Source organism: Sphingomonas sp. RS2018, from assembly GCF_054489605.1.
Genome location: NZ_JBTMWL010000002.1, coordinates 25,741 through 44,360, shown reverse-complemented (window position 1 = coordinate 44,360; position 18,620 = coordinate 25,741). Strand labels below are relative to the sequence as shown.

20 protein-coding genes are annotated in these 18,620 nt (G+C 67.6%); 9 read left to right on the top strand and 11 right to left on the bottom strand.

Going from position 1 to position 18,620, the window contains the following annotated elements:
* Positions 1-46: 46 nt before the first annotated feature.
* The 4 genes from ACX40P_RS05270 to ACX40P_RS05255 all read right to left on the bottom strand — a co-directional run bounded on the left by ACX40P_RS05270 (position 47) and on the right by ACX40P_RS05255 (position 2,344).
* A complete protein-coding gene (locus tag ACX40P_RS05270; RefSeq protein ID WP_459125282.1) occupies positions 47-427 on the bottom strand; it encodes a response regulator in 381 nt (126 codons plus the stop codon).
* A gap of 20 nt (positions 428-447) precedes the next feature.
* Positions 448-1,173 (bottom strand): sensor histidine kinase, encoded by a 726-nt coding sequence (locus tag ACX40P_RS05265; RefSeq protein WP_459125281.1) that lies wholly within the window; start codon positions 1,171-1,173, stop codon positions 448-450.
* 167 nt (positions 1,174-1,340) lie between these two features.
* Positions 1,341-1,991: a LuxR C-terminal-related transcriptional regulator gene (locus ACX40P_RS05260; protein WP_459125280.1), complete on the bottom strand. Its 651-nt coding sequence runs from the start codon at positions 1,989-1,991 to the stop codon at positions 1,341-1,343.
* A 110-nt stretch (positions 1,992-2,101) separates the two neighbouring features.
* Positions 2,102-2,344 (bottom strand): hypothetical protein, encoded by a 243-nt coding sequence (locus tag ACX40P_RS05255; protein ID WP_459125279.1) that lies wholly within the window; start codon positions 2,342-2,344, stop codon positions 2,102-2,104.
* Positions 2,345-2,380: 36 nt separating this feature from the next.
* Here ACX40P_RS05255 and ACX40P_RS05250 point away from each other — a divergent pair, with 36 nt between their 5' ends.
* Positions 2,381-2,746, top strand: a complete 366-nt coding sequence (locus ACX40P_RS05250; protein WP_459125278.1) for a hypothetical protein — start codon at positions 2,381-2,383, stop codon at positions 2,744-2,746.
* Here the strand turns inward: ACX40P_RS05250 and ACX40P_RS05245 are convergent.
* The 4 genes from ACX40P_RS05245 to ACX40P_RS05230 all read right to left on the bottom strand — a co-directional run bounded on the left by ACX40P_RS05245 (position 2,743) and on the right by ACX40P_RS05230 (position 5,956).
* On the bottom strand, positions 2,743-3,129 hold the full coding sequence (locus tag ACX40P_RS05245; protein ID WP_459125277.1) for a reverse transcriptase-like protein: 387 nt from the start codon (positions 3,127-3,129) through the stop codon (positions 2,743-2,745). The genes ACX40P_RS05250 and ACX40P_RS05245 overlap by 4 nt on opposite strands.
* On the bottom strand, positions 3,126-3,665 hold the full coding sequence (locus tag ACX40P_RS05240; protein ID WP_459125276.1) for a pseudouridine synthase: 540 nt from the start codon (positions 3,663-3,665) through the stop codon (positions 3,126-3,128). The genes ACX40P_RS05245 and ACX40P_RS05240 overlap by 4 nt, the downstream gene beginning before the upstream one ends.
* Positions 3,662-5,275, bottom strand: coding sequence for an NAD(P)/FAD-dependent oxidoreductase (locus ACX40P_RS05235; protein ID WP_459125275.1), 1,614 nt, complete (start codon positions 5,273-5,275; stop codon positions 3,662-3,664). Before ACX40P_RS05235 ends, ACX40P_RS05240 begins: the two co-directional genes overlap by 4 nt.
* An 84-nt stretch (positions 5,276-5,359) precedes the next feature.
* A complete protein-coding gene (locus tag ACX40P_RS05230; protein ID WP_459125274.1) occupies positions 5,360-5,956 on the bottom strand; it encodes a hypothetical protein in 597 nt (198 codons plus the stop codon).
* 108 nt (positions 5,957-6,064) lie between these two features.
* Here ACX40P_RS05230 and ACX40P_RS05225 point away from each other — a divergent pair, with 108 nt between their 5' ends.
* The 8 genes from ACX40P_RS05225 (at position 6,065) to ACX40P_RS05190 (ending at position 16,754) form a co-directional block, all read left to right on the top strand.
* Positions 6,065-6,742, top strand: a complete 678-nt coding sequence (locus ACX40P_RS05225; protein ID WP_459125273.1) for a response regulator — start codon at positions 6,065-6,067, stop codon at positions 6,740-6,742.
* On the top strand, positions 6,739-8,082 hold the full coding sequence (locus ACX40P_RS05220; protein ID WP_459125272.1) for a sensor histidine kinase: 1,344 nt from the start codon (positions 6,739-6,741) through the stop codon (positions 8,080-8,082). The genes ACX40P_RS05225 and ACX40P_RS05220 overlap by 4 nt, the downstream gene beginning before the upstream one ends.
* Positions 8,083-8,245: 163 nt before the next feature.
* Positions 8,246-10,591, top strand: coding sequence for a TonB-dependent receptor (locus tag ACX40P_RS05215; RefSeq protein WP_459125271.1), 2,346 nt, complete (start codon positions 8,246-8,248; stop codon positions 10,589-10,591).
* 2 nt (positions 10,592-10,593) lie between these two features.
* Entirely contained in the window at positions 10,594-11,898 is a 1,305-nt protein-coding gene (locus ACX40P_RS05210) for a spinster family MFS transporter (protein ID WP_459125270.1), read from the top strand.
* Positions 11,895-13,517, top strand: coding sequence for a carboxylesterase/lipase family protein (locus ACX40P_RS05205; protein WP_459125269.1), 1,623 nt, complete (start codon positions 11,895-11,897; stop codon positions 13,515-13,517). The genes ACX40P_RS05210 and ACX40P_RS05205 overlap by 4 nt, the downstream gene beginning before the upstream one ends.
* Positions 13,514-15,079, top strand: a complete 1,566-nt coding sequence (locus ACX40P_RS05200) for an AMP-binding protein (protein ID WP_459125268.1) — start codon at positions 13,514-13,516, stop codon at positions 15,077-15,079. Before ACX40P_RS05205 ends, ACX40P_RS05200 begins: the two co-directional genes overlap by 4 nt.
* Positions 15,080-15,140: 61 nt before the next feature.
* A complete protein-coding gene (locus ACX40P_RS05195) occupies positions 15,141-15,827 on the top strand; it encodes a TetR/AcrR family transcriptional regulator (protein WP_459125267.1) in 687 nt (228 codons plus the stop codon).
* Between the two features lie 18 nt (positions 15,828-15,845).
* On the top strand, positions 15,846-16,754 hold the full coding sequence (locus ACX40P_RS05190) for an SDR family NAD(P)-dependent oxidoreductase (RefSeq protein ID WP_459125266.1): 909 nt from the start codon (positions 15,846-15,848) through the stop codon (positions 16,752-16,754).
* Between the two features lie 48 nt (positions 16,755-16,802).
* Here the strand turns inward: ACX40P_RS05190 and ACX40P_RS05185 are convergent, their stop codons facing one another.
* From ACX40P_RS05185 to ACX40P_RS05175, 3 genes are read right to left on the bottom strand one after another with little or no spacing between them, the layout of a single operon-like run.
* Positions 16,803-17,279 (bottom strand): DUF4142 domain-containing protein, encoded by a 477-nt coding sequence (locus ACX40P_RS05185; RefSeq protein ID WP_459125265.1) that lies wholly within the window; start codon positions 17,277-17,279, stop codon positions 16,803-16,805.
* 26 nt (positions 17,280-17,305) lie between these two features.
* A complete protein-coding gene (locus tag ACX40P_RS05180; protein WP_459125264.1) occupies positions 17,306-17,575 on the bottom strand; it encodes a hypothetical protein in 270 nt (89 codons plus the stop codon).
* Positions 17,572-18,519, bottom strand: coding sequence for a manganese catalase family protein (locus tag ACX40P_RS05175; protein WP_459125263.1), 948 nt, complete (start codon positions 18,517-18,519; stop codon positions 17,572-17,574). The genes ACX40P_RS05180 and ACX40P_RS05175 overlap by 4 nt, the downstream gene beginning before the upstream one ends.
* Between the last annotated feature and the right edge of the window lie 101 nt (positions 18,520-18,620).

Genomic DNA, 18,620 nt, shown 5'->3' with positions numbered 1-18,620 from the left:
AAGAACTTGCCCGCACCACGCGGCGTCGGCGCACTTCCACCATCGTCTAGGTCGAACGCGCCGCGGCCAGTATTTCGCGAACCTCGGCGGCAAGGCCGATCGGGTCGAACGGTTTCAGGATGACGCCGACCGCACCGCGCGCGCGCCAAGATTCGGCATCGTCCGGGCGTCCGTTGGCGGTCATGAAGACGACCGGAATGTGCGCCGTCGCGGTCGCGGCGCGAAGACGATCGAACACCGCGGGTCCGTCGAGGTCGGTCATCATCACGTCGAGGATGACCGCATCCGGCGACGGCCCGTCCGCCAGTATCTCGAGTCCTTCCCGACCCGACGCAGCGACGCCGACGGTGATATCGGGATCGAGCGATAGCGACAACGCGACGATCGTGCGCATGTCTGCATCGTCATCGACGTAGAGAATGGTCAACGGCGCTCCGATCTCACCACTCACGATACGGCGCGCTCCAGCGTCGCCAGCGCGAAGCGGAAACTGGTGCCGCCGCCGTCGCGATCCTCGAGCCACAACCGTCCGCCGTGGCGGTCCATGATCTCACGCGATATCGAGAGGCCGATGCCGAGACCCGATGCGTCGTCCCGATCGGCGCGTTCGAACCGACCGAAGATGCGGTCGCGGAACGCCTCGGGGACGCCGGCACCGCGATCGTCGACGCTGACGATCGCGGTGCTTTGCCCGTGGCGCATCAGGGAAATGCCGATGCTGGAGCCGAGCGGCGCGGCGCGGATCGCGTTCGACGTCAGGTTGGTGACCACCTGAAGCAGCCGGCCGGTGTCGCCCGACACCATGACGCTGTGATCGGGCAGCGCGCAGTCGATCGAAATCGAACGGGTCTGCGCCAGCCCCTCGCTGCCGACGCAGGCATCCTGGATGACGTGACGCAAGTCGATCGGCTGGCACATCATCTGCATCGCGGACGGGCTGTCGTCGTCGATGTCGAGCATGTCGTTGACGAGCCGGATCAGGCGCCGCGAGTTGTTCTCGGCGATCGCGACCAGCCGGTTAACGCCGGGGGGAACCGGACCGGCCACTCCGGCACGCAACAGGCCGAGCGACCCGACGATCGAGGCCAGCGGCGCGCGCAGTTCGTGCGCGCCGGTCGAGATGAGGTCGTCGCGGACCCGGTCGATCGGTCGATCATCAACTGGTCGGGTCACGGGCGGCGGGCCCATCGTAGTCGCATCGTTGTCGCGTTTGCGTTTGCGTTTGCGGGCGACGCGCCAGACGGAGGCCAGGAGTATCGGCAGCGCCAACGGCAGCAACAGGACGGCGACCGGGGGAACCCACACCAGCTTCGCCGGCGCCGCGCGCTGCTCTCTCCCGCTCAAGGGCGCGCCTTCGCGACACCCGCCTGGAACAGCGGCTGGACGGCGATCATGGCCTGGGCGCGATTGGTGACGCCGAGTTTGCGGAAGATCGCGGTGAGATGCGCCTTGATCGTCGCCTCCGTCACATCGAGGTCATAGGCGATCTGCTTGTTCGACCGTCCATCGGCCAGCGCCATCAACACGGCATGCTGCGCCGGCGACAGGTCGGCGATCCGGTCGCGCGCGCCGGCGATGCTGCGATCGGGCGCGGCACCGGCGGGGAAGATCGTTGCACCACTATCGATATCGCGCAGGTTTCCGGCGATCTCGTCCAACGGTCGGCTCTTGTAGATATAGGCCGCGGCGCCCAGCGCCCGGGCGGCATCGGTCAGCGCCGATTCCTCACGCGCCGTGACGACGACGATCGGCGTCGATGGAGCGATATGCTGCAGCGTCAGCAGGCCCGTGAAGCCATGTGAATCCGGCATCATAAAATCCAGCAAAATCATACGGCACCCGTGCCATTGATCGAGCAGCGCGGCTCCCTCGGCAATCGTGCCGACACCGTGGGTGGTGGTGCCTGGTATCGCCGTCCGAGCGGCGAGCGACAGGCCCTCGCGGGTCAGCGGATGATCGTCGGCAATCAATATTCGGTTGCTCGAACGCACGGACACATCCTACGTCGGCCATGGTCACGCCGCAGCCGCAACGATTTCGCTACTTTGCTATACTCTTGTCGAGCCTGTTCGAGCCGCCACGTCTGGAAAATTGATACGGATCAGTCGTTTTCTTGACCCAACATTTGTCGCCCCCTTCCGCGCCGCTGTGGCTGCTCATCGATCCTGCCAAGGAACGGCCGTCGAGCTTCGCCGCCCTGTCCGCGCACTTCGATGTGCGCGTATTCCCGTGCATCGAAGAGCTCGATCACAACGGTGCGAGCAAGCCCTTCGCGATCGTCCTGACGGGTGGCGATCTGCATATTGCCACCGCCATCCGCCGCCGCGACGATGCGTTGGCTCATGTTCCGCTATTGGGACTGTCGGATACTTCTCCGCCCTTGGAGGCCGCAGACGCCGCGGCGATAGACGCCTGGCTGCCCAGGAACCTCGACGGCGATGCCGCGAGACTGTTCTTCTGGGAATGGCTGCCCCCCGACACGACCGCGAGCGACCGATTGGCGGGGACGTTCGGTGCGGAGGCGGTCGCCGGACTGCGATCGCGCTTTCGCGACCTGCTGGTGACGGCGATGGCGCTGATCGGTTCACCGACCGTCGGGGTTACCGCGCATCGTGTTGCCGGAATGGCGGGGATTCTCGGCTATGCCGACCTCGGCACGCAGTGGAACGCGGAGCCGCCCGCCGACGACGCGATCCTGCGGCGCGAGACTCGCAAAGTCATCTACGCACTATCGTTGCTGCGTTAGATCAGCGGTTCGAACAGGGGCCGTCCCTCGTGCAATTGATCGAGCGCGATGCCCGCGAGGTTTTGTCCGCGCCTGACGTAGCGCAGGCGTATCCGCGCGACCGAGGGCAGCAGGGCGGCGAAGGTCTCAGCATACCCCCGATAGTCCGGCGGCACGCGCACCGTGCCCCGCGCCTGCGCGATCACCGCAGCGGCATCACCCAGTAGGATCGCGTCGTCGACATCGAACCGTGCGGCCAGTCGCAGCGCCGCGATCAGCGCCAGCCATTCGGCGGCCATGCTGCCGCCCGCACCGAGATCGCGTTCGACATGGATACGTCCGCGCATCACCACGGCCAGCTCCCTGCCGTTCGGCCGACACCCGCCATCGAAGAAGATCTTCACCCCAGCCGCCATGCACCCGGCGCCAGCCCGTCCAGCGTCCAGTCGCCAATCCGCCAGCGCACGAGCCGGAGCGTCGGGTGGCCGATCGCCGCCGTCATCCGCCGCACCTGACGGTTGCGCCCCTCCCGGATCGTCAGCGACAGCCAGCGGTCGGGGATGCTCATCCGCACGCGGATCGGGGGATCGCGCGGCCACAGCTCGGGGGCGTCGATCCGCCCCACCTCGGCGGGACGGGTCAGCCCGTCTGCGAGCATGATGCCGACGCGGAGCGGTTCGAGCGCCGCATCGTCGGGGTCGCCCTCCACCTGCACCAGATAGGTCTTGGGCAGCTTGAACTTTGGATCGGCGATCCGCGCCTGAAACCGGCCGTCGTCGGTCAACAGCAGCAGCCCCTCGCTGTCGCGATCCAGCCGCCCCGCCGGATAGACGCCGGGCACGTCGATATGGTCCGACAGCGTGGCGCGAGTAGTGTGCGATCCGCGATCTGTGAATTGGCTGAGCACGCCGTACGGCTTGTTGAACAACACCAGCGTCACGCCGCGACGATGCTCCGCGCGACCGCCTCGGCGGTGCGGATGCCGTCGACCGCGGCGGACAGGATGCCGCCGGCATAGCCCGCCCCCTCGCCCGCCGGAAACAGGCCGATCGTATTGAGGCTGTGGCCGTCGTCTCCACGCGTGAAGCGCACCGGCGACGACGTGCGCGTCTCCACCCCCGTCATCACTACGTCGGGATGGTCGTAGCCGGCGATCTGCCGCCCGAAGACGGGCAGTGCCTCACGCATGGCATCGATCGCGAAATCGGGAAGGCAAAGCGACAGGTCGGTCGCGCGCACGCCGGGCTTGTACGACGGCACCACCGATCCGAGCGAGGTCGAGGGTCGCCGCGCGAGGAAATCGCCAACGCGCTGGGCCGGCGCATGATAATTCGCGCCGCCGGCGACGAAAGCGCGCTCCTCCCAATGCCGTTGCAGTGCGATGCCGGCGAGCGGATCGCCGGGAAAGTCGCGCGCCGGGTCGATCGCGACGACGAAGCCCGAATTGGCGTTACGCTCGTTACGCGAATATTGGCTCATGCCGTTGGTGGCGACGCGCCCCTCCTCCGACGTCGCCGCGACGACGGTGCCGCCGGGGCACATGCAGAAGCTGTAGACTGTGCGTCCGTTCGAGCAGTGATGCGAGATGTGATATTCCGCCGCGCCTAGAGTGGGGTTGCCGGCCTCGTGCCCGAAGCGCGAGCGATCGATCCACGATTGCGGATGTTCGATGCGCACGCCGATCGAAAAGGGCTTGGCCTCGGCATGGACGCCCGCCTCCAGCAGCGTGGCGAAGGTGTCGCGCGCGCTGTGACCGATCGCCAGCACGACATGCGTGGCCTCAAGGTAGCCGCCGTCGTTCAGGTGCAGCCCGCGGATGCGACGCTCGCCGCCGTCGGTGGCGATGTCGAACCCCTCGACCCGCGTCGAGAAGCGATATTCGCCGCCCAGCGCCTCGATCGACGCACGCATGCTCTCCACCATCGTGACGAGGCGGAAGGTGCCGATATGGGGATGCGCTTCGGTCAGGATTTCAGGCGGGGCGCCAGCTTTTACGAACTCGGTCAGGACCTTGCGGTTCAGGTGACGCGGATCCTTGATGCGGCTGTAGAGCTTGCCGTCCGAGAAGGTGCCGGCGCCGCCCTCCCCGTACTGGACGTTCGATTCGGGATTCAGCACGCTGCGGCGCCACAGGCCCCAGGTGTCCTTCGTGCGTTCGCGCACTACCTTCCCGCGTTCGAGCACGATCGGGCGAAATCCGGCCTGCGCCAGGATCAGCGCGGCGAACAGCCCGCAGGGGCCGGCGCCAATCACCACCGGGCGCGGCGCGGCGGGGGGCGCGGTGATGGCGGGGCGATAGCTGGTGTCGGGGGTGAGGCCGATGTCGCGGTCGCGCCGGAACTTGGCGAGCACCGCGCCCTCGTTCCGCACGGCGACGTCGACCGAATAGACGAGCGCGATATTCGTTTTGTCGCGGGCGTCGTGGCCGCGGCGGGCGACGGCGAAGCGGATCAGCTCGCGCGGGGTGATCCGCAGCCGGCGGCAGATGGCCGCAGGCAGCGCCTCCTCCGGATGGTGGAGCGGCAGTTTCAGTTCGCTGAGCCGGATCATCGTGTGCGACCTATAACCGGTCGGATCGGGCGTCCACCATCGACTGTGTCCGGCCGTGTCGCGGGGACACGGCCGGAGCGGGGTTCAGCGCGCCGCGGCGGGCGGTGGCGGGGTCGTCGCACCCGGAGCAGGAACCGCTGCGGGCGCAGCCGCTACGCCGCCGGGTGCGGGCGCGCAGTTGACGGGCGGCGGCGGCGGCGCGCCGTTCGCTTCGATCGGTCCGCGCGGACCATCCGGGCCGCCCGGACGCCCCGGGCCCTCATGACCGCGCGGGCCGTGACCACCCGGCCCCTTGCCACCGGGGCCGACCGCACGCACCGCGCCGGTCTGGTCGATCAGGTAGGACGGACGCAGCTGCCCGTCGCGGACCTGGCCCTGCACCGTCAGCGGTGCGCCGCGCGCGATCGATCCGCGTGCCTCTTGTCCTGCGTCGATCAGCGTTCGGCCGGTCGCGTCCTGGATGACGACGCGGTCGTTGAACACGTCGGTGACGCGGCCCTTCACGGTGACGACGCCGGATGCGCTCGACAGGCGGGCGATCGGCGTGGCGACGGTCGGCGCCATCTCGACCGTGGGCCGGGTCAGCGACACCGCGCCGGCACCACCCGCAGCGCCCAGACCAAGCAACAGCGCGGCGCCGGCGGCCAGCTTCGTGCGACCGGAAATGTTGAAACGTGACATGTCTGCTCTCCTCTTGCAGGTTGTGGAGACCGTCTACGCGTCGCATGCACCGCCACGCTGAACGCGGCCGTTCAGTTTCGGTTTAACGACGCGGAGTAGCCGCCGGCCATGCGCATCCTGCTCGTCGAGGACGATCCCGATCTTGGCCCCGCCATCGCCAAAGCCCTGCGTGCGGAGGCGTTCGCGGTCGATCTGGTTGCCAACGGCGTCGACGCCGGGCACCTCGGCGATACCGAGCTGTACGATGCCGCGGTGCTCGACCTCGGCCTGCCGGGGCGCGACGGGATTGCGATCCTGCAGGCGTGGCGCAGCGGCGGTCGCGACCTGCCGGTGCTGATCCTGACCGCGCGCGACGGCTGGTCCGACAAGGTCGCCGGGTTCAAGGCGGGTGCGGACGATTTCCTGACCAAGCCATTCCGCATCGAGGAACTGACCATGCGCCTGCGCGCGCTGGTCCGCCGCGCCGCGGGGCACGCCGCGACGCGGATCGACTGCGGGCCGCTCAGTTTCGAAAGCCAGACCGGGCAATTCGAGCTCGACGGCCTGCCGCTGAAGCTGACTGCGTTCGAGTGGCGCGTGCTGTCTACGCTGATCCTGTCGAAGGACATGCTGATCCCGCGCCTCGACCTGCTCGAGCGCGTGTACGAGGGCGACGCCGATGTCGATTCGAACAGCCTTGAGGTGATCGTCGGCCGGTTGCGCCGCAAGATCGGCGCCGACCTGATCGAGACGGTGCGCGGTCGCGGCTATCGGCTGGCCAGCCCCCTGCCCCCGGCCGCGTCATGACGATCGTGCCCCGCTCGATCCACGGCCGCATGCTGGCGCTGTCGGCGCTTGCTACGGTCGTCGCGCTCGCCATCGCGGGCGCCGCGATCTGGGGCGTGCTGGCAGGGTTCGTCGCCGAAGGGTTCGACCAGAGGCTTGATGCCGAAATCTCTCTGATGGCGAGCACGGTGCAGCGCGACGGCAGCGTCAACCGGGCACGGCTGGAACGGCTGCGCCCGGCGCTGGAGGGTCGGCACGGCTGGCGGTGGCGCATCGCCGGACCTGCTGGCACGGTCAGTTCGGCCGACTTCCCCGATCTCGAGGTCGATCGCGGCCGGGAAGGACGGCGCCGGCACGATCCGCGCCCGCCGGGCGACGGCGGACCTCGGCCGGTGGAGGGCCGGGATCGGAACGACCGCCCGTTCCATGCCCGCACGCTGACGATCGACAGTGCGTCGGGCCCAGTCGTGCTGACCGCCGCCGCCCCGCGCCGGATGGTGCTGGCGCCGATCCGCGGCGCGCTGCTGCCGTTGCTCGCGACGCTGGCGATCCTTGGTGCGACCTTGGGCGGCGCGGCGGTGCTGTCGCTGCGCATCGGATTGCGGCCGTTGCGCCGCCTGCGCGACGACATCGCCGCGATCCGCTCCGGCCGCCGGCAGGTGCTGGACGAGGATCAGCCCGACGAACTCCGCCCGCTCGCGTCGGAGCTCAACGCGCTGCTGCACGAATCCGGGACGGCGCTGGAGGTTGCACGGGCATCTGCAGCCAATCTTGCGCACGCGCTGAAGACGCCGGTCGCGACGCTCGCGCTCGAACTGCGCGACGATCCACCGCGCGCCGCGCAGGTCGAGCGTATCTACGCGACGATCCGGCACCATCTGGCGCGGGCGCGCGGCAGCTTCACCGACACCCGCGCCGCGACGCCGTTGGCCCCCGCCGTCGCCGACCTGGTCGGCACGATCGATCAGTTGCACGCCGATCGCGCGCTCACCTTCACGCATGTCGTGCCGGCAGACCTGACCGTCGCGATCGATGCGGCCGATCTGACCGAGATCCTCGGCAACCTGATCGACAATGCCGCACGGCACGCCACGACCCGGGTGTCGGTCAGTGCCGAACGATCCGGCACGTTCGCCGCCGTCACGGTCCGCGACGACGGCCCCGGCATACCCGCCCCCGACCGCGCCCGCGCGATGGCGCCCGGCATCCGGCTGGACGAACGATCGTCGGATGGCGATGGCTTCGGCCTGGCCATCGCCCGCGATCTCGCCGCGCTGCACGGCGGCCGGCTGACACTAGACGAGGCGCCTGGAGGCGGGTTGCTGGCACGGGTGGCTATCCGGCTTTCACGGATCGACTAGCCGGTTGCGACACCATCGGGACGGTCCGCCATCGACCGTTTCGCACAACTATTATTTCATTCACGCGCGTGATAGTGAATGTTGACACGGGCGGAATCGTTCGGCAGTCTCTCACCTGCAAACAGCTGCGACCGAAAACATCGGCGCATTCGGGAGAGAGATCATGCGGGCAGTTTTCCTCACTTCGGCGTGTGCCGTGGCGATCGTCCTCGGTGGTTCGGGCGCATCGGCGCAGACGGTCGTGGCGCCTGCCACGCCGACCAGCTCCACCACCCCGCCCCCGCTCGGACAGGAAGAGACGGACGCGAGCACGGGCAACGGCGAGATCATCGTGACGGCGACGCGACGCGCCGAGCGGATCCAGGACGTGCCGCTGTCCATCACCGCGTTCCAGCAGGAGGAACTGACGACCAAGGGCATCGTCGGGTTCGAAGGGATCGCGCGCGAGACGCCAGGCATCGTGCTCAACCGACCGACGCAGAACTTCAACAATTTCACCGCGCGCGGCATCGCCACCAACGGCTATAACGCTAACCTGCAGAGCTCGGTCGCGGTGTATATCGACGAGCTGCCGGTCTCGACGATCGGCAATACCACCGTCGTCGATCCCAATTTGTTCGACGTCGAGCGGGTCGAGTTCCTGCGCGGGCCGCAGGGTACGTTGTTCGGATCGGGATCGCTGTCGGGCGCGATGCGTATCCTGACCAAGAGCCCGGACCTAAACGACGTCGACCGGTCGGCGCTGATCGACCTGGGGCTGACCGGGTCGGACTCCTTCCGCCAGCGGTACAACTTCATGGTCAATGTGCCGGTCGTCCACGACAAGCTGGCGGTGCGCGCGGTCGGTTTCTACCGCAATGAGGAAGGCTATCTCGACAACGTCGGGACGGGTGTCCACAATTCTAACACGTTGATCGACTGGGGCGGCCGCCTGATCGCGCTGTGGAAGCCGAGCGAGCGGCTGGGCATCCGCCTGCTCGCCTCCTATGAAAACAGCGACCCCAAGGATTCGTCGCTGACCAGCCCGTCGCTCGGCCGCGAGAAGCGCGTGTCGGACCAGCCGGACCGCTTCACCGGCGAACAGACGATTCTGAACGCGACGATCGATTATGAGTTCGACTTCGCGAAGCTGACCTCGTCGTCGACCTTCTCCGACTTCAACCAGCGCTTCTACATCGACCTCGCCGGCACCTTCCCGAGGAGCGCCGCCTTCCCGGGTGCCCCGATCGCGTTCGGGCTGGATGCGGATGCGTTCGATAAGGTCTATGTGCAGGAGACGCGGCTGGCGTCGACGCTGGGCGGCAATTTCGAGTTCGTGCTTGGCGGCTTCTATCTGAACCGTCGCCGCGACGTCGATTACTTCTACCGGTCGAACCCAGCGTTCCTCGCCGCGCGGCGGCTGACCGGGCTGCCCGACCAGTATTTCCAGAAGCAGTACACCTATTCGAAGAGCGAGGAGCTGGCCGGGTTCGGCGAGCTGACCTATCGCTTCTCGCCCAAATTCTGGCTGACCGGCGGCATGCGCTATGGCCGCACGTCGGCGCAGGCTTTCACCGAAGCGGGCGGCTATCTCGCGACGCGCAACAACCTGAATTACTACACCTACGCGCTGTTCAATTTCCCGGCGAACTTCGACACGTTCACGCCCTATGCGGCGGCGACGGGGGTCAAGGCGGTCGGCAAGAAGCCGTCGTGGAAGGCGAGCGCATCGTTCAAGCCGACCGAGACGGTGACGACCTACGCCACCTTCTCCACGGGTTTCCGCGCGCCGATCGTCAACGCGTTCGCCGGCCGGGCCAGCACCGTGCCGAACGCCAACGACATCATCATCCCGAACGGCGCGTCGTCGGACGATCTGAAGAGCTATGAGATCGGCGCCAAGGGCCGGTTCCTGAACGGCCTTGTGACGATCAATGCCGCGGCGTATCTGATCGACTGGAGCAACATCCAGGCACAGGCCAACCGCGTGTCGGATTCGGTCCAGTTCGCCACCAACATCGGCGCGGCGCGCAGCAAGGGTTTCGAAGTCGAGATGGGCGTCGTTCCGGCGAAGGACGTCTTCATCGGCATGAACGCGGCATACAACGATTCGAAGATCACCCGGCTGAGCGCATCGGAAGCGGCGATCTCTGGTGCTGTGCTCGGCCACCGGCTGTCCGCGCCGCGGCTGCAGGGCGCGATCTACACCTCGATCGGGTTCGACCTGGGCGTCGACACCAAGGGGACGCTGGCCGTCAACGCGCAATATGTCGGATCGTACAACAGCTCGTTCCCGAACACGCCGGGCGCGCCGACCGTTCGCCTGTCGACGTTCGGCAAGACCGACGAATATGTGAACACCAACATCACTTTCGGCGTGAAGCGGCGCAGCTGGTCGGCACAGGCCTATGTCGAAAACGTCTTCGACGACCACTCGGTGGTGTATATCCACCCCGAGGCGTTCCTGGTGAGCCGGTTCGGCACGCTGCGACCGCGCACGATCGGCCTGCGCCTCGGCTTCGGCCTCTGATCGTGGCGATCGCATCCGCCACCGCCCCGGCGCCACCTGTGGCACGATCCGGGCTGGTGCTGGCGACGCTGACCTTCGTCTACATCCTGAACTTCCTGGATCGGCAGCTGATCGGCATCCTCGCCAAGCCGATCCAGGATGCGCTGGACATCACGGACGGTCAGTTGGGGCTGATCGGCGGGCTGTATTTCGCGATGTTCTATTGCTTCATCGCGATCCCCGTCGGCTGGTTCGCCGACCGCACCAATCGCGTGACCGTGCTGTCGCTCGCCTGCGCGATCTGGAGCGGGGCGACGGTCGCGTGCGGTCTGGCGGCCAGCTATCCGCAGCTGGTGGTGGCGCGGATGATCGTCGGGTTCGGCGAGGCGGGCGGCGTGCCGCCGTCCTATGCGATCATCACCGACACCTATCCGCCGGGCAAGCGTGCGGCGGCGCTGGGTATCTTCAATCTGGGGCCGGCGATCGGCGCGGCGGCGGGCGTCGCGTTCGGCGCGGCGATCGCGGCGGAGTTCGGGTGGAGGATGCCGTTCATCGTCGTCGGCTGCATCGGCATCGTCACCGCGATCGTCGTCAAGCTGCTGATCCGCGAGCCGGTGCGCGGCGGCACCGACGCCATTCGCGCGGAGGGGGTCGCGGCGCCGGAGCCGGCGCGCTTCTGGCCGACGCTTGGCATGTTCTTCTCCAATCCCGTGCTGATGCTCGCAGCACTGGGCAGCGGCGCGACACAGTTCGTCACCTATGGCCTCGGCAATTTCGCGGTGCTGTTCCTGATGCGCGACAAGGGCATGGCGCTGAGCAATGTCGCGGTCTGGTATGCGCTGGTGCTGGTACTGGGCATGGGCGGCGGCATGATCCTGTCGGGGCGCGTGATCGACCGGCTGACGCGCACGTCGCGGGCGGGCTATGCGATCGCGCCGGCGGTGTCGCTAGCGATTGCGATGCCCTTCTACCTCGCCTTCGTATGGGCACCGGGCTGGCCGCTCGCGCTCGCGCTGCTCGCGGTGGTGATGGTGTTCAACTATTTCTACCTCTCCGCCTCGGTCGCGCTGGTGCAGGACGAGGTGCGGCCGGACCAGCGCGTGCTGTCGGGCGCGCTGCTGCTGCTGGTGATGAACTTCATCGGCCTCGGCCTTGGGCCGACGTGGGTGGGCTTCGCCAGCGACTGGTTCCGCCTGCACGGACAGGCGCTGTATCTCCAGTCCGCGCTCTACACGCTGACGCCCTTCTACCTGATCGCCATCGCGCTGTTCCTGGCGCTGGCGAAGCGGCTGCGGCGGGAAACTCCTTTGACGAAGGTGCTTGTATGAAGCTGACCTCTCTGGCGATGCTGGCGGCGGGCGTCGCGCTCGCCGGTCCGGCCCTCGCGCAAACGGTGACGGCGCCGGCCGGCACGGTGCAGGGCAGCAGCGAAGGCGCGCTGAACGTCTTTCGCGGCATCCCCTATGCGCAGGCCCCCGTCGGACCGAAGCGCTGGACCCCGCCCGCGCCGCTCCCGGCATGGCAGGGCGTGCGCAAGACGACGGCATTCGGCCCCGCATGCGTCCAGCCGCGCACGACGAATACGGGCATCTACACCAACCCGCCGGCCGCGGTCAGCGAGGATTGCCTGACGCTCAACATCTGGGCGCCGAAGGCGGCAAAGGCCGCGCCGGTGGTGGTGTGGATCCACGGCGGCGCGCTGGTGTCGGGATATAGCCACGAGCGCATGTACGACGGCGCGAAGATGGCGGCGCAGGGCGTGGTGCTGGTGTCGATCAACTATCGGCTCGGCATTCTCGGCTATCTCGCGCATCCCGAATTGAGTGCAGAGTCGAAGGACGGCGTGTCGGGCAACTACGGCCTGCTCGACCAGATCGCGGCGCTGCAGTGGGTCCGGCGCAACATCGGTGCCTTCGGTGGCGATCCCGCCAACGTGACGATTGCAGGCGAGTCCGCCGGCGCGCTGAGCGTGATGTATCTGATGGCGAGCCCGCCCGCACGCGGGCTGTTCGCCAAGGCGATCGCGCAGAGCGCCTATATGGTGTCGACGCCCGAGCTGAAGGCGACACGTCACGGCATGCCCTCCGCCGAGGCGGTTGGTACGACGGTGGCGAACAAATTGGGTGCAGCAAATCTCGCCATGCTGCGCAGCATGGACGCCGAAACACTGGCAACGCAGGCGCCCGCCGCAGGCTTCGTGCCATGGGCGACGATCGACGGGAAGGTGCTGACGCGTCAGCTGGCCGAGACGTGGGACCGGGGCAAGCAGGCGCCGGTGCCGATGATTGCCGGGTTCAACGCCGGCGAGATCCGATCGCTGCGCATGCTCGCCCCGCCGGTGCCGACGAGCGCGCAGGCGTATGAAGAGACGATCCGCGCGCGCTACGGCGATCTGGCCGACGCGTTCCTGCGTCAATATCCGTCGTCGACGCTGGGAGAGAGCGTGATCGCGACGACGCGCGACGCGCTGTACGGCTGGACTTCGACCCGGATGGCGATCGGCCAGACCGCGATCGGGCAGCGCGCGTACCTCTATTTCTTCGATCACGGCTATCCGGCGGCGGACGACAATGGCTTGCATGCCTTTCACGCCGCCGAAATCCCTTACGTGTTCGGAACGGCGGACAAGACGCCGCAGTTCTGGCCGAAGGTGCCCGACACGCTGGCCGAGCGGCGGATGTCCGATGCGATGCTGGGATACTGGACCAGCTTCGCCCGGACAGGATCGCCAAGCGCCAACGGTGCGCCCGGCTGGCAGCCCTATGGCGGCGCCGCCAACTACATGGCCTTCGCCGCCACCCCGCAGGCGCGCCAGAAACTGCTGCCCGGCATGTTCGCATTGCACGAGGCCAGCGTGTGTCGCCGTCGCGCGGCGGGCGACCAGCCGTGGAACTGGAACACCGGCCTGATGTCCCCCGTGCTGAAGCCTGCGGCAGGTTGCCGATGATCGACGGGAGCATGCAGGACTTCGCGCTGACGCTCGACCGGTTCCTGCACCACGCCGCCAAATGGCACCCGGACGCGCAGGTCGTGACGGCGCGCGGTGATGGCGGTGTCGACCGGATCGGCTATGCCGCGCTGAAGGATCGGTCGCTGCGCGTCTCGTCGGTGCTGGCAGGGCTCGGTATCGCACGGGGCGACCGCGTCGCGACGCTGGCATGGAACAGCGCGCAGCATGTCGAGGCCTGGTATGCGGTGATGGGCATGGGCGCGGTATGCCACACGCTCAATCCGCGCCTGACCGCCGAACAGCTGGCGTCGATGGTCGCCCAGTCGGAGGCGCGCGTGCTAATCGCCAGCGCCGACCTGATGCCGCTGGCCGAGCGCGTCGCGGCGCAGCGACCGGAGCTGGCCCACCTGCTGGTCATCGACGGCGACCGATCGGACGATCGCGCGCTGGAGGGAATGACTGTCGGCGCCGGACACGACGTGGCATGGGGCGACTTTGCCGAGACGACGCCGTCCGGCCTCTGTTTCACCTCGGGCACCACTGGTGCGCCGAAGGGCGTCACCTACACGCATCGTTCCAGTTTCCTGCACACGCTCAGGGTGCTGCAGGCCGATGTGATGGCGATCTCCGGCCGCGACAGCGTGCTGGCGGTCGTGCCGATGTTCCATGCCAATGCCTGGGGTCTGCCCTTCGCCGCGCCGGCCGCCGGTGCGAAGCTGGTGCTGCCGGGGCGGCAGGCGGATGGCGCCAGCCTCGCGCGGCTGATCGCGTCGGAGGAGGTCACCGTCGGCGTCGGCGTGCCGACCGTGTGGCTGGGGCTGGTCGAGCATCTGGAGGCGACCGGTGGCACATTGCCGTCGCTGCGCCGGATCATCGTCGGCGGCGCCCCCCTGCCCCCTGCGCTGATGCAGCGGATCGAAACTCGGCTGGGCGTCGAGGTTCAGACGAGCTGGGGGATGACCGAGCTGTCGCCGTCCGGTACCGTCGCCCCGCCGGGGCATGCGGCGCGCGAAGCGGCATCGTCGGGCAAGCCCGCGATCGGCGTCGACCTGCTGCTGACCGATGCCGATGGCGTAGCGCTGCCCGAACAGCGCGATGTCGAAGGGCATCTGCGCGTGCGTGGTGCTGCCGTCATCGATCGTTATTTCGGCCATGACCATTCCGCCACCGATGCCGACGGTTGGTTCGCGACCGGCGACCTCGCGCGCATCGACCGCACCGGGAATCTGCAGATCGCCGGCCGGGCGAAGGACCTCATCAAGTCGGGCGGCGAATGGATCAACCCCGCCGAGATCGAGGCGGTGATCGGCGCGCTGCCGCAGGTGTCGCTCGCCGCCGTCATCGGGCGTAGCGACGAGAAGTGGGGGGAACGGCCGATCCTTTTGGTCGAAATCCGGCCCGAGGAGGATGTCAGCGATGCCGCGCTGCTCGCCGCGCTGAAGGGTCGCGTCGCGGCGTGGTGGGTTCCCGACGCGGTCGTGCGGCTGCCGGCGATGCCGCTCGCGCCCACGGGCAAGATCGACAAGATGCTGCTGCGGAGCCGCTTCGGTGTCGCCTGAGATGCCGGCGGCGCCCGCCGCTCCCTTGACGACCGGTCCCGCGCATTCGACAGACGGGCGCGTGGACAACGCCGTGAAACCCGCCCGCCGAACGAAGAAGGCGGAGCAGCGCGCCGAGACGATGGAGGCGATCCTCGACGCGGCGGAGTATCTATTTTCGAAGCACGGGTTGCACGGCGTCACGTTGAAGGACGTCGCCAAGCGGGTGGGCGTGCACCACACGCTGCTAAACTACTATTTCGCCGACAAGACGCGGCTGTTCGACGCGGTGTTCGCGCGGCGGGCGGTCGTCACCAGCGAGCGGCGGATGGAAGCGCTCGACCGGTACGAGGCCGAATGCGGCGGTGCGCCGAGCGTCGAGGGCGCGCTGCGCGCGTTCCTCGACACCGATCTCGACCTGTATATCGAGGGTGGCGAGGGCTGGAAGAACTACGCCGCACTCGGCGCGCAGGTCGCCAACACGCCCGAGTGGGGCGCGGAGCTGATGGACGCGCATTTCGACCCGGTCGTGCTGCGGCTGATCGCACTCCTGAAACGCGCGCTGCCCGACTGTGCCGAGGAGGATATCTTCTGGGGCTATCACTTCGTCACCGGCTCGCTGATGCTCACGCTCGCGCGGACGGGGCGGATCGACAAGCTGTCGCACGGGCTATGCAAGTCCGACGATTTCCAAGCGGTGAAGCAGCGCATGGCGTCGTTCATGGCGGCGGGGTTCCTGTCGATCTGCAAGACGTCGCCAGCCGGATAATTCAACATGGAGAATGACATGCAACTCAACGACCGGGTCGCGATCGTGACCGGTGCCGGCGGCGGGCTGGGTCGTGCGCACGCGTTGTACCTCGCTTCGCAGGGCGCGCGCGTCGTCGTCAACGATCTGTCGAGCGACGCCGCCGAAGGCGTGGTCGCCGAGATCGCGGCGGCGGGCGGACAGGCGATGGCAGCGACCGGATCGGTCACCGACGAGGCGGCGATCGCGGGCGTGGTGGAGAGCGTGCTGTCGCGCTGGGGGCGGATCGACATCCTGGTCAACAACGCCGGCATCCTGCGCGACAAGAGCTTCGCCAAGATGACGATCGACGACTTCCGGCTGGTCGTGGACGTTCACCTGATCGGATCGGCGATCTGCACCAAGGCGGTGTGGGACACGATGCGCGCGCAGAACCACGGGCGCATCGTCATGACGACATCGTCGTCCGGCCTGTACGGCAATTTCGGGCAGGCGAACTACGGCGCGGCGAAGATGGCGCTGGTCGGGCTGATGCAGACGCTGGCGATCGAGGGACAACGGAACGACATCCGCGTCAATTGCCTCGCGCCCACGGCGGCGACGGCGATGACGCAGGGGGTGCTGTCCGACGATACGTTGCAGGCGCTCGATCCGGCGCTGGTGAGCCCGGGACTACTGACGCTGGTCGGCGACGATGCACCGACGCGCACTATCCTGTGTGCCGGTGCGGGCCATTTCGCGGTAGCGAATGTGACGCTGACTGAGGGCGTGCAGATCGGCGGCGGTGCGGACGCCGGTCAGGCGCTGCAAGGGCGCTGGAGCGAAGCGACCGACCGCGCGGGGGAAATCGTGCCGGCCTATGGCTTCGTGCAGGCCGAGCGCGAGCTGGTCGCGGCCAAGGGTCAGGACGGCGACATCCGCGCCACGCCCGACCGGCACGTGCTCTGATCGGCAGCCGGCGCGGTGGGCGTTGTGCCACCTGCGCCGGCGACGAGCTTACATCGCGTCAAGCATCGTGATGTGATGCTGCACGACCGGCACGATCTTGCCCGCGACCATCCGAAGCGGGGCGGCGGTGCCGGTCTTCGCATAGGACGACTGCAGCTCCAGTGCCTTGCCGTGCGCCGCTTTCTGCTGCGTGACGTACTCGGCGTCGCGTGCGGTGCCGGTCTGGTTTCGCAGCTGTGCAATCATATCGGCCTGCTCGGGCATCAGCTTGGGCGGGGCGACCCGAACGCGCGACTTTGCGGCGGCAGCCTTCACGTCGGCGGTGCTCTTCGCATGCGCCGCGACCATCATCGTCGCGAACTTGCGAATGCCGCTGTCGCGCGTCGTCTGGAGCACGAGTTGGCTCGACGTGCGTTCGTAAAGGTCGCTGGCCCCGGCCTGCATGACATAGTCGGTCGGGGACATAACCTGAGCGACCGCAGGGACGGCGACGAGGCTGGCGGCGAAAATGGTGAAAGTCTTCATGGTATTGCTCCTGATCGGCGTCGAATTCAGTCTTTTGCGGCGGTGGGTCCCGGCTGATCGGCCGAGCCGGGCGTAGCGCGGTCGATCTCTTCGCCGGGACTGCCAGTGCCTTTGGCGACGCCGTCGGGCGCGACATTCAGTGCCACGTCGGCCGCTCGCCATTCGCCCTGTCCGACGCTGTCATACTCCTGCCCGGAATATCCATCGCCGGTCCCGATCTCACCCAGAGCGGGCTCCGGTTTGGCGAACGGCGGCGCGCGCCCGTTGTCGGGCGTGAGATCTCGGTCGTCGGTCATATCGCATCGGCCATCTTCACCGCGTCGGCGATGTCGGCGGCGGCACCCTTGTCGTCGCCGGTGATGCGCCCTGCCCCGGCCCCCGCGCCAAGATCGACACCGGTGGTCGGATCGTCGGTCGTCGCCGATGCCGTCCGTGCGGACAACGTCTCGACGAGGTCGGCGTCATCGTCGTCAAGCCCGACCGTTGCGGTCCCATCACCGCCGTCGATCGGCATGGTCTGTTCCAGATCGTCGATCCGGTCCCACTGGTCGCCTGAATTCCACGGGCCATCGACGTCGCCCTCACCCTGTGAGGTGTTGACATAGAGGTTGGCGAACTTCTCGATGCCGGGCAGCTTGCCCGACGGGAAATTGTCCTCGATCGCGTAGAGCGCCTTTTCGAACGATTTCTGATGCGCGATCTCACGCGTCATCAGGAAGCCCAGCGCCTCCTTGATGCCCGGATCGTCGGTGATGTTGATGAGTCGTTCGTACACGACCTTTGCGCGGCTCTCGGCGGCAATGTTCGACCGCAGATCGCAGGTCGGATCGCCGCGGCTGTCGATATAGGCCGCGGTCCACGGAACACCCGACGAGTTGGTGAGCGACGGCCCGCCACCGTACAGCAGCGACTGGGTATGACTGTTGCCGCCCGCCGTCATCGACAGGTACAGCTCGGCCTCTTCCATCGCGCCCTCGGCCAGTTGCGCCTTCGCGCCCTTGTTGAGCATCGCGACGATCGATCCGATCACTTCGAGGTGGCTCAGCTCCTCGGTGGCGATGTCGATCAGCAGATCCTTGCGACCGGCATCGGTCTCGCCCAACCCTTGCGTGAAATAGCGCATCGCGGCGGCGAGTTCGCCGTCGGCGCCGCCGAACTGCTCGAGCATCAGCGACGCCAGCACCGGGTTGGGCTCCGCTACGCGTACGGTATATTGCAGCCGCTTGTTGTGCATGAACATCGGACTCGTCCAATTCTTCTGAGGATATGTATGTCTAACGGGTCGTTTTCATCTGCGTTCCGCAACTATCGCCTCTGTCCTTCATGCCTTGATATTCATCA

Bases quoted from the DNA above. Each gene is read 5' to 3' on its own strand.
- ACX40P_RS05230 (WP_459125274.1), bottom strand. From the start codon at position 5,956: ATGTCACGTTTCAACATTTCCGGTCGCACGAAGCTGGCCGCCGGCGCC.
- ACX40P_RS05225 (WP_459125273.1), top strand. From the start codon at position 6,065: ATGCGCATCCTGCTCGTCGAGGACGATCCCGATCTTGGCCCCGCCATC.
- ACX40P_RS05255 (WP_459125279.1), bottom strand. From the start codon at position 2,344: ATGAGCCAACGCATCGTCGCGGCGGCGGATGGCGGTGGCAATATGCAG.
- ACX40P_RS05190 (WP_459125266.1), top strand. From the start codon at position 15,846: ATGCAACTCAACGACCGGGTCGCGATCGTGACCGGTGCCGGCGGCGGG.
- ACX40P_RS05185 (WP_459125265.1), bottom strand. From the start codon at position 17,279: ATGAAGACTTTCACCATTTTCGCCGCCAGCCTCGTCGCCGTCCCTGCG.
- ACX40P_RS05180 (WP_459125264.1), bottom strand. From the start codon at position 17,575: ATGACCGACGACCGAGATCTCACGCCCGACAACGGGCGCGCGCCGCCG.
- ACX40P_RS05220 (WP_459125272.1), top strand. From the start codon at position 6,739: ATGACGATCGTGCCCCGCTCGATCCACGGCCGCATGCTGGCGCTGTCG.
- ACX40P_RS05215 (WP_459125271.1), top strand. From the start codon at position 8,246: ATGCGGGCAGTTTTCCTCACTTCGGCGTGTGCCGTGGCGATCGTCCTC.
- ACX40P_RS05175 (WP_459125263.1), bottom strand. From the start codon at position 18,519: ATGTTCATGCACAACAAGCGGCTGCAATATACCGTACGCGTAGCGGAG.
- ACX40P_RS05205 (WP_459125269.1), top strand. From the start codon at position 11,895: ATGAAGCTGACCTCTCTGGCGATGCTGGCGGCGGGCGTCGCGCTCGCC.
- ACX40P_RS05200 (WP_459125268.1), top strand. From the start codon at position 13,514: ATGATCGACGGGAGCATGCAGGACTTCGCGCTGACGCTCGACCGGTTC.
- ACX40P_RS05235 (WP_459125275.1), bottom strand. From the start codon at position 5,275: ATGATCCGGCTCAGCGAACTGAAACTGCCGCTCCACCATCCGGAGGAG.